Here is a 13391-nt window from a genome sequence, read left to right as displayed (position 1 = left end):
AGGCAGCCACTTTGGCGCGAGCCTCGAAGATCATGGCCCCAACGTCGTGCTTTGCCGGGCAGGTCCACAGACTGCCCGACGCGCCGGAAGCTTACGGGGCCATGATCACTCGCGCCAAAGCAGCTCCAGCCCAAAGCCGCTCCACCGACCTCCTTCGTTCGTACTCCTCGTACGAACGGCCTTGCGCACTACCATTACCGCATGACCATGTCACCATCGCCTGACTATGACTACGACGTCTGCTTGTCCTTCGCAGGGGAGCAACGCATATACGTGCAAGAAGTTGCGAGTATCCTAAAAGAGAATGGCGTGCGAGTCTTTTACGACGACTACGAGAAGGTGGCTCTTTGGGGGAAAGACCTGTACGAGCACCTCGACTACATCTACAGTCGGGCAGCTCGCTACTGCATACTTTTTGCGTCAAGCGACTATGCAGATAAAGTGTGGACAAATCATGAGCGTAGAAGTGCTCAAGCGCGGGCCATTTCGGAAAACCGAGAGTATATGCTTCCTGTCCGGTTCGACGAAACTGAAATTCCTGGGCTGCGGCCAACGGTTGGCTTTGTTAACGCGTCATCCCTGACACCTGCAGAGCTTGCAAACCTTGTTCGTGAGAAGCTTGGCCCTCGCGTGCGATCTAATTTCTTCCCACCCTATCCAGACAAGCTGCTGACGGCGCTTGAAATCTCAACTGCTAAAGAGGAAGAGTCTGCTATCACAGTTTCCCGTTCGTTCGTGCAGTCATTGCAAAGGATGACGTTAGATGAACGCGAACTCGTGGCCCACATATTTCTCAATGGATGCCCTAGCCAGATGCCCGAAAACATGCACATCGAGTTGGAGATAGTGCGCCGCGACCTCAGCCTGCCATTCCAGGAGACGATTGAAAAGCTGCGCCGACTGTCAGCCCTTGGGTTCAACATTGAAACTCGTGAAGGGCTCGAGCACGATTCCGAGCTTATCGTTGCCGTCGCCTGGGAGGACAGGTCGATAGCGTCGGAGGGTGACCCCTTTGCCGAAGAATACTCCACGCTCGTGGCGGATAAGGTTCTAGACGTGGGTACAGGGGACGGCTGCACCACTTGCTTCAAAAACTGTATCGAGTACTTGGATTTTTCGAATCTTTCTAGCGCTACTGAATAAATCAGGCCGTCGGCTCTGGCATGGTCTCGTCCGGCCGCCAGCACCCCATCTTCCCGGAGGCCTCGAGGCTTCTGTATGATGTCGCATCATCGGCATCACACCTAGGGGCCTGTGTGTCTTCCAGCAACTCTGGCGGCTCTTCCATTTCACAGGAAGAAATCAAGCATCTTGAGTTCATTCAAGCAGTTGTGACTCGGCTCGGAAACGGATCGTTCCTGATTAAAGGGTGGACGATGACGGTTGCCGTCGTCTTCTTCGGAGTCTCTGCAAATAACCCTAGTTGGAAGGTCGCAGCCGCAGGGTTGATTCCGATCACGGGTTTCTGGCTGCTTGATGGCTACTTCTTGAGGCAGGAAAGGCTTTTCCGTAAGCTCTACGATGACGTACGGAAACCCGCCGTTGATGTCGAGCTATTCTCGATGAACGTACAACCCTATCATGCGGTTGCGCCTTGGAAGAGAGTGATTTTCTCGCACACAATGATCAACTTCTACGGCACGTTGGCTCTCGTAGACATTGCCTTTGTGGTCGGCGGCATTATCAGTTCAACTAGGAGTTGAGTTGGGTCCTCAACATTTCGACCACTTCCACTTTCATTTCATTTGACTGAATTTCACTCGGAGGCCAAATATTACCAAACCGATCTCCCGTCCATCGCGGCACGAGATGCACATGGACATGGAAAACAGTTTGGGAAGCGGCCTTACCTGAAGAATTAATAACATTGATACCGTCCGGGCGTAGGGCTGCACGAATGCCCCGACCCACTACAGCCACCGCTTGCATTAGATCGCACAATGCCGGATCGGGCACCTCGAACAGGTCGGCATAATGAGCCTTAGGGATCACGAGAGTGTGACCCAACGCAGCAGGCCGGAGAGGAAAGAAGGCCATATTGCTCCCGTCTTCCCATACGGTAGCCGCTGGTGCTCTTTCCTCTACGATGGCGCAGAAGTCGCACTTTCGCATACTTACCTCTCGTCGTAAGCAGCCTCGGAATGCACTCCGCTACTCCGCTGCTGGCGATGGGTCAGCAATCTCGGCTTCAGTGACGAACCGCTTGTACCCTACCAAGGACGCAGGGATCTCCTCCGCCCCCGGCGGCCAGCCGGGAATAGGGTAGGCGGCGCCGACGTTCGCTACCATCCAGTCAGGTCCAATCTTTCTCATCAGGATTGGATAGACGGGCAGCAGTTCTCCATCGTTCGCCACCAAGATACCTTCATCAGCCGGCGCCATGACGATCAATTCATAATCTAGGCCAATCCTACGTGGATTGCCGGCTGCGCCCCAGCCTTCAATGTCCCAGCGTCGGTAATGATCTTGAAGCACTTCCAGCTTGCTTCGCAGGCAGTGCTTACCGAGCGGGTGAGTGGGATTTTTAGTTGCCAGGGCCTCAGCAAGTTCATCGCGGTCATAAGGCGCTAGATTTGGGTGCCCAGCATTGGCGGTGATCCAGTCCTGGGCGAGGCAGAGCCTCAGTTCGCGCGTCAGCGACTTCCACACGTCGCGCTTCTTGCCGCGCTTTACGCTCATAAGCCAGTTTGTGGCCGCGACCACGGGGCCGTTTTCGCCGAAATGCGCTTGTAGTTCGGCATGCAAAACTTGCAATCTTTGAATTGCAGATTCCAGTAGGCCGGGGTGCCCGGTAGTTTCGATTACTCTTTCAAAGCACGCCTTGGCTTGCGTTACTTCGCCGATCTTGTGGTGCAGGACGCCTTGCAGGAACAAGATGTAGGCTCGCTCATCTGTGTAGGCGTCTTGGAGTAGCGCATCAAGTTGACGAATAGCTTCCTGTGTGTCACCTCCGGCCGCAATGCCGAACGCTTTATCCACATCCGGGTTCGGGTGAATCCCATCGAAATGAAAAGATGTGCCGGGGGCTGGGTTGGGCACTCCGAGTTCGCTGGGGAGTTCCCCAGGATCGCGTAGCAGTACCTTCACTAGTCGGACGATATCGGCATCTGCCGCTTCGCCAATTACGAACCAACTTGTCAGGTTTAGAGGTGAGGGGATGAGGCTGACGTCCTCTGATCGAAGAACCACCGGGATGAACTTGGCGCGCTCCCTTCGACTGTGGTACAGGTCTGCCGTAATGAGCGCACCTTCCCAGCGGACTCCAGATCCGACACCTGGCCCTGTCTCGCGGTTAAAGCGCCGGACGTAGTTTTCAGTGATGACCACAATTACAACGTCTGACTTCTCGATCTCACGCCGCATCCAGTCCGGCCATGACTCCGGCGGGTTGTGCTCATCGAACTGATCTATCCACGCATCGACACCAGCCTGACGGAGGCGTTCCGCGAGACGCCGAATTGTCTCCCTGTGTACTTCGCTGTCATGTGAATAAGAGATAAGTGTGCGAGTGCGGGACGTGTCGCGAGTCATGTATCCCCCAGTCGAGCCGTAGGCCGAGATCGCGATGCGAGATGTGAAGCTTATAACGTCGGTCGGATACAGGTCATCCACTTGCTGTTGGCGGCCATGCCGGGCCGCAGAGAATCGGGAGCCGCGCTCCAGAGCAATTCGGCCACCACAACCCGGACTCTGGTCCAAGTCCGCCGCAGGTCAGAACAGCTACGGCCTCTAGAAAGCCTAAGCCTCCCAGGCTGATTGCACCGGGACTTGCGCCCGCGTGCGCCCGTCAGTGGCAGCGTGCGCCTTCCCTGTCAGCAGATGCCGAGCCACGGTGCATCAGGAATCACGTACTGCATGACGAGACTAGAGGGGGAATCAGCATGGCGAGGTGTGGCGCCCCGACCAAGGCCGGCGGGCGGTGCCAACGGGCGGTGGTGGCCGGCACGTCCCGGTGCCCGGTCCATCAGGGACCGTGGTCCGCGTACGGTGTGGCCCAGCGCAAGGAGAAGGAAGCCAAGGAGAAGAAGCGCAAGATTCGCAAGAGGCGCTAGCTTCGGCTGACATCAACGGGGTCGGACGCAGGTGTCCATGCACGGCCCGGCATGTCCGACTCTAGCGCTGCGTGACCGCGGTCGGATTGAACTCTTAAAGCGGGGTCACAGGTTCGGATCCTGTCTAGGCCAACCAGAGCAAAGGCCTCGGACCGATCTCGGTCTGAAGCCTTTGTGCAGCAGCACGTGCCACCGACTCGCGTGCCTTGGGCTTGGCGCCAGCGATTGGGAGCGACGCTCGGGCACGCCTCCGGACGGCTAGTTCGCCGATGTGGGCGGTGCGGTCAGGTCGTCCTCGACGGCGACCAGCTCGGCGATCTTCGCGGCAATCACTGCCATCGAATCGTCAGCCGTGTCCAGCCCATTTCGGGAGGCAAGCAGGGGGCTAATTTCCCGGAGTTCGCCGTATGTCGTCTCATGCACGACAGGGAGCAGCAGGTCACGTGCAAGGAGCTCCGAGAGCTCCTTGTCAGAAACGCCACCGTGCTCAAGGCGTGTCAGTAGCGCAGGGGTAACCAGGACGAGACCCGTACGCGACTTCGCCAGACCCCTGTCGATTTCCCGCATGAACGGCAGGCCGTATGGGATGTCCTTCTCGCTGAACCAGACCGACACGCCCTCGGCCTCCAGCAGGTCGCACAACTTTCTGGCAGCACCGCGCCGGTCATCCCATGCGTGGCAGAGGAAGACATCGCGAAGGTCTGGTTGTTGACGCGCGCGCAACACGGCGGCGTCGCGAACAGGAGCCAGCCCCTTCACCTCGGCAGGTGTGTAAGTCACTGACGAAGTGCTCGGTGACCAAGGCGCCCGCGTTCTACCGCTGGTGGAGCTGCCACTGCTGGTCACGCTGGTCCCGCCACTGCTCCGCGACGTGTAAGCCGGCGGCGAGAAGTAGGACCGGGACGACGAGTACCCGTAGTCTCCGCCGCCGCACGCGGGGCACGCCGCCCGTCCGCTGGCGGTCCGGTGCCCCAGGCGTGGGGCTGTACAACGACTCATAACTACAAGGTAGTCCACGCGGCCCCTGGAGCCACCTCGTTTACACATAGCCCGGGGTCGCCAGCACATCCGGCGGATTCGATCCCCGAAGTGGAAAGACGATCGAGACCGCTCCCAGGCAACGTGACTGTCTGTTCGCCTGCGGCCAGCGGACTTCGGTGTGCGACGGCGTCGACGCCGGAGGCGCCACACCGCCCTGGGGGTGGAGCCCTCTAAGTTGGTCCGCGACGAAGGGGCCACCGGCCAGGTCGCCGCGAGGAGGGCCGACTCGTCCGGGTAGGCGTCGGCAGAGCTCAGGAGAGCTCGCTATCTGGCAATATCCTTCGCAAGGGCGACCACCACCGCAAGAACCGCATCCAGGGGGTAACCATGGGCGTCTTCGCCAATTCCGCGAGCAGCAACAGTGGCGCCTTGGGGCGAGCGTGTCCTGACTGCGGGGAAGTTTTGTGGGCCGACTCAGACGAACTTGCTGGCCGGTACGAATGCCACAACGACAGTTGCTTTGGGTTCAGGGTCTACTTCGACGTAGATGGCATGCTTCTTGACCCGCCGACCCGTGCCAAGAACCGCGGCGGTGGCACCTGCCAGGGGTGTCAGTCATCGCTCTCAGGTGGAACGAGCTACTTGCCCTATGAAGATGGCAGCAACTCACACGCTTACATCGTCTGCCCATCCTGCAAGCAGGAGAACATCCGATACGGCTTCGGCGAGGACGACTGAGGACAGGCTCTCTGCAGGAGCCACGCCAACCTCAGGGTGAGTGTCTAACTGCGTGACAACGCCGACGAACATCGGCGGACGAGCACGAACGTCTGCGGACCATCAGCGCAGGTGAGACGCGCAGCAGCCCAAGGCAGCACCACCGTCCCAGTTGCTTCGGGACGAAGAGGTCACCGCTGCCCGTGTTTCGGCAGCGGTGACATCAGCCCGGACGATGTCAGAACCCGATGAGAGTGTGTCCGGCATGGAGACACTCATGGGTCCGGACAACGGGGATGAGGAGCACGCCGTCATCGCCCACTTCCGGCTTGCCGCTCACGGTTTCGGCGACGCCGACCAGCGAGAGCGGGTCTACGAGGCTGAGAAGGTGATGGCAGCCGCAGTCGAGAGCAACGGAGCCGGGGAAATCGACGGCAACGAGTTCGGAAGTGGCGAAGTCGTGCTCTACGCCTATGGCCCGAACGCAGATGCCCTCTTCAAGGTCATGGAGCCGACTCTGCGGAGTCTGCCGTTCAGGCCGGCGCACGTCGTTCTCGGGCGGGGCAACATCGAGTCCAGTGTTGACCTGTAGGCCTGTCAGTCCACTCAGGGAAGGGGCGACGGCCTAGAGCCTGTCTGACAATTCCCGTCCAATCAGCGAGGTTCGGCTGAGTTGGCAATCGGGAGGTGCGCCGACCGTCCGGCGGGGATTACCGGGCAGGGCCTACGAACGGCGGGCCAGCAGATGGGCGTCGAGGAAGCCCCTTTCGGAGGCTGGATCGTGGAGTAACCGGGCGAAGGGAACGAGCTCGGCGTCGGCCAGCAGTTCGGCCAGGCAATCCGCCGGCCAGCTGTAGGCAGGCGCCACCTTGTGGTCGAAGCGGACCGGTTCTTGTTCGTCGGTCCCGAAGAAGGAGACCAGGAGCAGGCCATCCGGCGCCAGGACGCGTGCCTGCTCGGCGAGCAGCTCCGGCAGTTCTCCCGGAGGAGTGTGGATCATCGAGTAGTGGGCCAGTACGCCGCCGAGCGCGGCGTCCTCGATCGGCAGGGATTCCATCCGCGCCTCCTGGAAGCGCAGCGCCGGATGGGCCTGCCGGGCGTGGTCGATCATGCCGGGGGCGAGGTCGAGTCCGAAGGCGTCCAGGCCCAGTTCGTGCAGCATGGCTGTCAGATGTCCGGGACCGCACCCGACGTCCGCTGCCCGCGGGTTGCCCGTCGCGCGCACCAGTTCGGCGAAGGTGCCGATCATGGTCCGGGAGAAAGGCTGTGTCTCCAGCCGGTTTGCGAACAGCGATGCGTACAGCTCGACGACTCCGTCGTAGGCCGTCCTGGTCTCGTCCTGATGATTCACCACGGGCAGGACTCTATAGCCGGTCTGATAATTGATCTTGTGGTAAGTCGAGGTGAGTTGACGGATGCGGCATGGGGGCGGATAGAGCCCCTTTTGCCCCAGGTGGACGGACGGGGCCGTCCGTGGCGTGATCACCGGCAGGTGGTCCACGGCGTGCTGTGGCGGCTACGGACCGGGGCTCCTTGGCACGACCTGCCCGAGCGGTATGGGCCGTGGCAGACCGTCTACGAGCGGTTCGCCCGCTGGGAGGCCGATGGCACGTGGGCGAAGCTGCTGGAGCATGTCCAGGTCCATGATGACGCGGGGGGCCGGGTGGAGTGGATCGTCGCCGTTGACTCCACGATCAACCGGGCCCACCAGCACGCCGCGGGCGCCCGTAAAAGGGGGACGCAGACAGGGACAAACTGGAAGATCCGGGCCGCTCGCAGGCGCATCAGGCACTCGGTCGGTCCCGGGGCGGGCTGACCACCAAGGTCCATCTCGCCGTCGACGGCCGGGGACTGCCGCTGTCGATCGTGCTCACACCCGGAAACGTCAACGACGCCACCGCGTTCGCCGACGTCCTCGACGGGGTCCGCACCCCGCGCGTCGGCACGGGCCGCCCGCGCACGACACCGGACCGTGTGCTGGGTGACAAGGCCTACTCCAGCAGGGCCATCCGTCATCTGCTGAGGCGTCGGGGCATCGCCGCCACGATCCCCGAGCGCCGCGACCAGGTGGCCAACCGTCGACGCAGGGGGCGCTTCGGTGGCCGGCCACCCGCCTTTGACAGGGAGATCTATCGCGACCGCAACGTGGTCGAACGAGGCTTCGCTCGCCTCAAGCAGTTCCGTGCGATCGCAACTAGGTTCGACAAGCTCGCGGACCGCTACCGCGCGGGAGTCGTCCTAGCCTCCCTGATTCTCTGGCTCCGCGAAACGGCCAGGTGATCATTTGTCAGACAGGCTCTAGTGGCCAGTCCGGGCCGTCTCTGGGCCGTACAAGGCCAGCCGACGCCGACCGACAACGATAGAAGCCCACGGCATCCGAACTGGTCGGATGCCGTGGGCTTCTTCATTCTCGCTGGTCAGCGGCACCAGTGATCATAAGACCGGCTATCCAGGCGGTGACCTCGACTCGCCGCCACGCGGAGCGTGTCTCGTAGAGCTCCGGTCAGGTCCTTCGTCAGGAGTCGCAGGTCGTCCGGGTCCGTATCGGCCTCGGCGAGGATCCCTACCGCCTGGCCCAGGAGCTCGGTTGCCATGCCGAGTTGCACTGACTCCATATTGTCGGCCAGGCGGGACATGGGGCCGCCGTTGTCATCAGTGCTTAGGAAGCACGGCTTGCCGTCGGGGCCCGTCCAGGGGAGGAGCCTCTTTGACGTCGTCATGCTTCCGCCGGCCTTTCGTCCTGCACGTGGTGAGTGGTGAACACCGCGTCGGCGCGGTCCCCCGGCAACACCAGGAGCGCCGCCTCGACCACGCGGCCGACGGTGTCGGCCGTCTGGCGAGTGACGGCGAGGACTGCCAGGGCGGAGCTGATCCGGAGGGTGGATGCCTCCTGCGATGTCGGGAGGCGAACGCTGATCTCCTCCCGGACTTCAGCCAACGGTGGGCGGAGTTCCATCAGTCGCCGCAGCACCGCCTCGTACGGGAGTGACTCGCGGGCGGCCGGCGCCAGGTCGCACGGGACGTAGATACGAGCCAGGCTGTGGGGCCTCTCGCCCTCATGGCCGAGACAGAGGATCTCCGTCAGAGGACTGCCGGTCGGCACCTTCAGCAAGGCCGCCAGATGCCCGCGGGCCCTAACCTTGGTGGTGCGGGCAGTGACGCTCAGGGGTGCGAGGTCCGTGACGGGCGTGTCCGGTGTGCGGGCCCCTCCCACGTACGTGATCCTGCGGACCGGACGGCGAACGAAGTTCCCCTTGCCGTGGACCTTCTCGACGAGGCCTTCCGCCTGGAGCACGGCGAGGGCGTTCCGCAGCGTCGATGTGCTCACCCTGTACTGGGTGGCCAAGTGCGCCTCAGAGGGCAGGGGGTCGCCGGGCTTGAGTCGGCCAGAAGTGATCCGGTCCCGGAGGTCATCGGCGATGGTGTCGCGTCGCGAGGGCATGGGCGGGATCACCGCCTCTCACTCGCACGAGCCGCAGGGCCACGAGCCGGGTCATCGTGTGGATGGTCAGCAACTCGCCCGAGTCGAACACGAGTCGCTTCGCTCCGCCAGGCAGCTGGAAGAGGTCAGCCACTCGACACTGCTGACCCCCGACCTGAATGACGTCGCCGCGCTGCACGCTCGCCGAGGTGATCTCGACCGGGGAGAGCACCGCCCCACTGGGTGCCATTACCTTCACCGTGCCGCCTCCGTCCGTGCCGGGCGATTGGCGATGGTGTGGCACGAGCAGTCGCAGACTTCGTAGATCACCGGCACGTCGACCGGTGCAGTGGCCGGGGACGACTCCGAACAGGCGTGATGCGTCCCGATCCGGCAGGAGGCCGACCGGTAGGAGTCGGGCCCCGGTGCGCGGAGTTGTTGGCGGGGCGGCATCAGCGGTCACCTGCCGGGGCGTACCAAGGGCCAGCGAGGGGAGTGCCGCTCACGGGTGCCGAGCGGTGCCGTGCGGGGGCCTCACTGGCCAGGACGTACGGGCGGACGAGCGCCGTCTCCTCGCCCACGAGAACGCCCCTGTGTTCGCGGTGGCGGCGCAGGAACAGCACCGCTCCATGGGCTACTTCAAAGGCCGGTGCCACCGGCCGCACAGGCGTTGCAGACCGGCGGTGCCGGCCCTTGTAGAGGTACCGCTCCCTGAGGTGCGAGGCGGTACGGCGGATACGATCGAGCACGGCATTCAGCCCCTATCGCTGATGACCCGGTCCCCCGACATCGCCCGTCGCGGGGACCGTTTGCGTACGACCGCCCAGAGGGTGCGGTCATTCGAACTGGTGGCTAGGAGGCCGAAGCGGTCGGCCGTAGCCACCGCCTCCAGGACCTCCCGCCATGACTGTGCGGAGAGTGGTTCCGGCACCTCCGCCTCGATGGCCGTGCAGTCGTCGCGCTCCTCCACACGCGTGGCGAGCCCGACGGCCGATAACCGGGCCGCGATGGCCTCCGCGCGCACCTTGGAAGCAGGCACAGGGCAGCCCTCCGGTTAGCGGCGATCACTTTGAGTAAAGCTAGTTAACTAGATTAGAGCTAGTGGACTAGATTTTCCATATGCCTGAGCAACCGCCCTATCTCCGCATCGCCGACGAGCTCCGGCGACGGATTGCGGAGCACGAGTGGGAGCCGGGGGACCGGCTTCCCTCCCGCGCCCAGATCGGCCAGGAGTACGGCGTCGGCGACAACGTGGTGCGCCGGGCGCAGGAGTTGCTGATCTCCCAAGGCGTGCTGGAGGGGCGCGCCGGTTCTGGCACCTACGTCGCCGAGCCACGGAAGCGCGTACGGGTGGTCCGGTCGTCGGCGCGTGAGCAGCCCAGCGGCTCACCGTTCCGGGCGGATATGAAGGCCGTGGGCAGGCAGGGCGACTGGGAGAGCCGGACCGAGGCCAAGGTTCCGGCACCGGCGGAGATCTCCACGCGTCTCGGTATCGCTGAAGGTGAGCTGTGCGTGCGGACGGCGTACGAGTTCCTCGCTGACGGCAGGCCGGTGCAGCTGTCGACGAGCTGGGAGCCGTACGACCTCACCGCCGGCACGCTCGTCGTCCTCCCCGAGGGAGGGCCGCACGCCGGGGCAGGGGTCGTGAACCGCATGGCGGAGATCGGCATCACCGTCACCCACGCCGTGGAACAGCCGGAGCCGAGGCAGGCGACCACCGAGGAGGCCTCACTCCTGGGCGTCCAGAAGGGCGCGCTCGTCACGCACATCCGGCGGACGTACTACAGCGACCAGGGGCGGCCCGTGGAGACCGCGGACATCGTCGTGCCCGCCGCACTCTGCGAGATCGTCTACGAGATCCCGATCAGTCGCCAGCCGCGCACCACAAGCGCACCAGACGGAGCGGGAAACAGCGGGGAACCACGGTGAAAGCCGCCGAGGCCGACGAGGCGGCAGCCATACCGTTCGCGCAGGTCAGCGGCCGAGTCAGCCGCGAATGATCGCAGCTTCCCAAGCTGAGAGCGCGAGTTCGATTCTCGTCACCCGCTCCAGAGCGAAACTGCGCCCGACGGCGACCACGGCGCGATCATCATGTGGCTGCTGCGCCAGTGCATGCAGGCCCGCCCCGAACTGGACCTCCATGTGGAGCAGGGCCTCCGTGTCGACCGGTACCGCTCGGGGCACGCCCGGCCGGACGGGGTGCTCGCCCCCATCGCCCACTTCGCAGGCCAGGGCGAGTGGGCGGACCCCAGCGGTACTGTCATGGTCGCCGAGGTCACCTCGTACAACCGCGACACCGACCGGCGTGACCGGGTGGAGAAGCCTGTCGCATACGCCGAGGCCGGCATCCCCGTCTACGTGCTCATCGACCGCGACACCTGCGAGACCGTGGTCCACAGCGAACCGGAGGACGGGAAATACCGCGCCGCACGTTCCCATCCCTTCGGCGCCACCTTTGGGATCGCCGACCTCGGCATCACCCTGGAGACGGAGATCCTCAAGCAGTACCTCCGCTGAGCCGCCCGTCCACCTTTCGCCTGAGAACGTGACCCTGCGTCGGGGGAGGGCATGAGCAAGCAGATCGCCGGATGGATCATGGATCGCAACCTGCGTGCCTTCCTGGAGCTGCTGTCCCGATATGTCGGCTATGCGTTCGACGACACCGACTGGGACACCATCGAAACCGGTGTACGGGACACCGACGACGAGAAGTCCGACGGCTGGTACTCGTATCCGCTCGCCGGCACGAGCGCCACCCTGGAAGTCGGCCTCGCCCGCTCTGTCGGCAGCGAGGTGATGTCCGTCAGCGTCACCGGAGTCGAGACGCCTGAGCTCCAGCTCCGAACCGACACTCTGCTGTCCGCATTCGCCGGCATCTGACCACCGTCTTGTCGGTCCCGACGAGTGAGGCGACACCGGGGCGGCCCCTCGTATCAGGGGAAGCACCTCTTCAGCACGGGCGGAGGGTGACACGAGGACGGGCCGCTTCGGAGGCCGGGGGCCCGATGGGGGCATCCGGGGGGCGGGCCCAGCCGTTCGACGGAGCGGTCGCCGCCCGGTCAGCCGTGGTATTGACGCGGCACCGGTGACGGTGCCGGGTGGGGAAGCGCGCACCCTACGCGGCGCCGGTGCGTGCGCGTCGCGTCCGGATCCGTTCGGCGTCGGGCCGCCGGCGTCTGGATTGAGCGGTCCGGCCGGGAACAGCAGGTCCCGGCGGCGCTGTTGCACCGACCGAGGCAGCGGCACCACAGGCGGGGGACACGAGGACCACGGGATCCCGGGCGCACCAGGCCCGACCTCGGAAGGCCGGAAGGCCGGTAGGCCCGCCGATCTGCTCGAATCAAGGACACATCTCCACAGGAGGACTTCCCATGACTGACCGGCCCTTGACACTCATGGCGGTGCACGCCCACCCCGACGACGAGGCCACCGGAACCGGAGGAATCCTCGCGCGGTACGCCGCGGAAGGCATCCGCACGGTTCTCGTGACGTGTACCGACGGCGGCTGTGGCGACGGACCGGGGGGTGTCAAGCCGGGCGATCCCGGGCACGATCCGGCAGCCGTCGCCCTGATGCGCCGCCGCGAACTCGAGGCGAGCTGTGGCGTCCTGAAGGTCAGCGATCTGGAAACACTGGACTACGCCGACTCCGGGATGATGGGCTGGCCGACCAACGACACCCCCGGATCCTTCTGGCGGACCCCCGTCGAGGAAGGCGCCGCCCGGCTCGCGGAACTCATGCGGCACTACCGGCCCGACGTGGTCGTCACCTACGACGAGAACGGCTTCTACGGCCACCCCGACCACATCCAGGCCCACCGCATCACGATGGCGGCGCTGGACATGACCGCCCTGGCACCGAAGGTGTACTGGACCACGATGCCCCGCTCGGCCATGCAGCGGTTCGACGAGATCATGAGCGAATTCCAGGAGGACATGCCGGAGCCCGATCCTGCCGAGGCCGCCGCGATGGCCGAGATCGGTCTTCCCGACGACGAGATCACCACGTGGGTGGACACCACCGCGTTCAGCGGTCAGAAGTTCGACGCTCTGGCCGCGCACGCCAGCCAGGGCGAGAACATCTTCTTCCTCAAGATGGGCAAGGAGAGGTTCGGCGAGTTGATGGGCATCGAGACCTTCGTGCGGGTCCAGGACGCCACCGGCGCGGCCGTCCCCGAGAACGATCTCTTCGCCGGACTGCGCTGATCCGCCCGTCCGGCC

The 13391-nt window shown here is 64.0% G+C and carries 13 protein-coding genes and 3 pseudogenes; 8 read left to right on the top strand and 8 right to left on the bottom strand.

Translation table 11 applies throughout. From position 1 onward, the window contains the following. Positions 1-201 precede the first annotated feature (201 nt). Together B100_RS35745 and B100_RS35740 are read left to right on the top strand one after the other, a co-directional pair. Positions 202-1143, top strand: coding sequence for a toll/interleukin-1 receptor domain-containing protein (locus tag B100_RS35745; protein WP_078541064.1), 942 nt, complete (start codon positions 202-204; stop codon positions 1141-1143). Between the two features lie 113 nt (positions 1144-1256). Then, positions 1257-1703, top strand: a complete 447-nt coding sequence (locus tag B100_RS35740; RefSeq protein WP_078541066.1) for a hypothetical protein — start codon at positions 1257-1259, stop codon at positions 1701-1703. Here the strand turns inward: B100_RS35740 and B100_RS35735 are convergent. The 3 genes from B100_RS35735 to B100_RS0121130 form a co-directional block, all read right to left on the bottom strand. Then, positions 1693-2112, bottom strand: a complete 420-nt coding sequence (locus B100_RS35735) for an HIT domain-containing protein (protein WP_024886410.1) — start codon at positions 2110-2112, stop codon at positions 1693-1695. The two genes, B100_RS35740 and B100_RS35735, sit on opposite strands and share 11 nt — an antisense overlap. Before the next feature lie 39 nt (positions 2113-2151). After that, on the bottom strand, positions 2152-3612 hold the full coding sequence (locus B100_RS35730) for a toll/interleukin-1 receptor domain-containing protein (RefSeq protein ID WP_078541062.1): 1461 nt from the start codon (positions 3610-3612) through the stop codon (positions 2152-2154). Between the two features lie 698 nt (positions 3613-4310). Further along, positions 4311-4832, bottom strand: coding sequence for a toll/interleukin-1 receptor domain-containing protein (locus tag B100_RS0121130; protein WP_404129301.1), 522 nt, complete (start codon positions 4830-4832; stop codon positions 4311-4313). 1183 nt (positions 4833-6015) lie between these two features. Between B100_RS0121130 and B100_RS0121125 the strand changes: the two genes are divergently transcribed. Next, the gene (locus B100_RS0121125) at positions 6016-6342 is read left to right on the top strand and encodes a hypothetical protein (RefSeq protein ID WP_486585669.1); all 327 of its coding nucleotides are present in this window, start codon (positions 6016-6018) and stop codon (positions 6340-6342) included. Positions 6343-6474: 132 nt separating this feature from the next. Here B100_RS0121125 and B100_RS0121120 read toward each other — a convergent pair whose 3' ends face one another. Continuing rightward, the gene (locus tag B100_RS0121120; protein WP_024886407.1) at positions 6475-7104 is read right to left on the bottom strand and encodes a class I SAM-dependent methyltransferase; all 630 of its coding nucleotides are present in this window, start codon (positions 7102-7104) and stop codon (positions 6475-6477) included. A 36-nt stretch (positions 7105-7140) separates the two neighbouring features. Between B100_RS0121120 and B100_RS35725 the strand changes: the two are divergent. Beyond that, positions 7141-8052, top strand: a pseudogene (locus B100_RS35725) (IS5 family transposase). 115 nt (positions 8053-8167) lie between these two features. On the opposite strand, the gene B100_RS37670 reads toward B100_RS35725, so the two are convergent. The 4 genes and pseudogenes from B100_RS37670 to B100_RS37660 all read right to left on the bottom strand — a co-directional run bounded on the left by B100_RS37670 (position 8168) and on the right by B100_RS37660 (position 10210). Further along, positions 8168-8470: a hypothetical protein gene (locus tag B100_RS37670; protein ID WP_024886404.1), complete on the bottom strand. Its 303-nt coding sequence runs from the start codon at positions 8468-8470 to the stop codon at positions 8168-8170. Further along, positions 8467-9192, bottom strand: a complete 726-nt coding sequence (locus tag B100_RS0121100) for a GntR family transcriptional regulator (protein WP_024886403.1) — start codon at positions 9190-9192, stop codon at positions 8467-8469. The genes B100_RS37670 and B100_RS0121100 overlap by 4 nt, the downstream gene beginning before the upstream one ends. Then, positions 9161-9421 (bottom strand): hypothetical protein, encoded by a 261-nt coding sequence (locus B100_RS37665; protein ID WP_404129290.1) that lies wholly within the window; start codon positions 9419-9421, stop codon positions 9161-9163. Before B100_RS37665 ends, B100_RS0121100 begins: the two co-directional genes overlap by 32 nt. A gap of 511 nt (positions 9422-9932) precedes the next feature. Beyond that, positions 9933-10210, bottom strand: a pseudogene (locus tag B100_RS37660) (hypothetical protein). 80 nt (positions 10211-10290) lie between these two features. Here B100_RS37660 and B100_RS0121085 point away from each other — a divergent pair. From B100_RS0121085 to B100_RS0121065, 4 genes and pseudogenes are all read left to right on the top strand, one after another. After that, entirely contained in the window at positions 10291-11100 is an 810-nt protein-coding gene (locus B100_RS0121085; protein ID WP_024886401.1) for a GntR family transcriptional regulator, read from the top strand. Positions 11101-11226: 126 nt separating this feature from the next. After that, positions 11227-11688 (top strand): annotated as a pseudogene (locus B100_RS0121075) (Uma2 family endonuclease); the annotation flags it as partial. 51 nt (positions 11689-11739) lie between these two features. After that, entirely contained in the window at positions 11740-12051 is a 312-nt protein-coding gene (locus tag B100_RS0121070) for a hypothetical protein (RefSeq protein WP_024886399.1), read from the top strand. A 491-nt stretch (positions 12052-12542) separates the two neighbouring features. Beyond that, positions 12543-13376, top strand: coding sequence for a PIG-L family deacetylase (locus tag B100_RS0121065; protein ID WP_024886398.1), 834 nt, complete (start codon positions 12543-12545; stop codon positions 13374-13376). Positions 13377-13391: the final 15 nt, after the last annotated feature.

The organism is Streptomyces sp. CNH189 (assembly GCF_000527195.1).
Note: the sequence above shows the minus strand (reverse complement) of the source record. Positions and strands in the feature narration are given on the sequence as shown.

Bases quoted from the DNA above. Each gene is read 5' to 3' on its own strand.
- B100_RS35745 (WP_078541064.1), top strand. From the start codon at position 202: ATGACCATGTCACCATCGCCTGACTATGACTACGACGTCTGCTTGTCC.
- B100_RS35735 (WP_024886410.1), bottom strand. From the start codon at position 2,112: ATGCGAAAGTGCGACTTCTGCGCCATCGTAGAGGAAAGAGCACCAGCG.
- B100_RS0121125 (WP_486585669.1), top strand. From the start codon at position 6,016: ATGGAGACACTCATGGGTCCGGACAACGGGGATGAGGAGCACGCCGTC.
- B100_RS37670 (WP_024886404.1), bottom strand. From the start codon at position 8,470: ATGACGACGTCAAAGAGGCTCCTCCCCTGGACGGGCCCCGACGGCAAG.
- B100_RS0121100 (WP_024886403.1), bottom strand. From the start codon at position 9,192: ATGCCCTCGCGACGCGACACCATCGCCGATGACCTCCGGGACCGGATC.
- B100_RS37665 (WP_404129290.1), bottom strand. From the start codon at position 9,421: ATGGCACCCAGTGGGGCGGTGCTCTCCCCGGTCGAGATCACCTCGGCG.
- B100_RS0121085 (WP_024886401.1), top strand. From the start codon at position 10,291: ATGCCTGAGCAACCGCCCTATCTCCGCATCGCCGACGAGCTCCGGCGA.
- B100_RS0121070 (WP_024886399.1), top strand. From the start codon at position 11,740: ATGAGCAAGCAGATCGCCGGATGGATCATGGATCGCAACCTGCGTGCC.
- B100_RS0121065 (WP_024886398.1), top strand. From the start codon at position 12,543: ATGACTGACCGGCCCTTGACACTCATGGCGGTGCACGCCCACCCCGAC.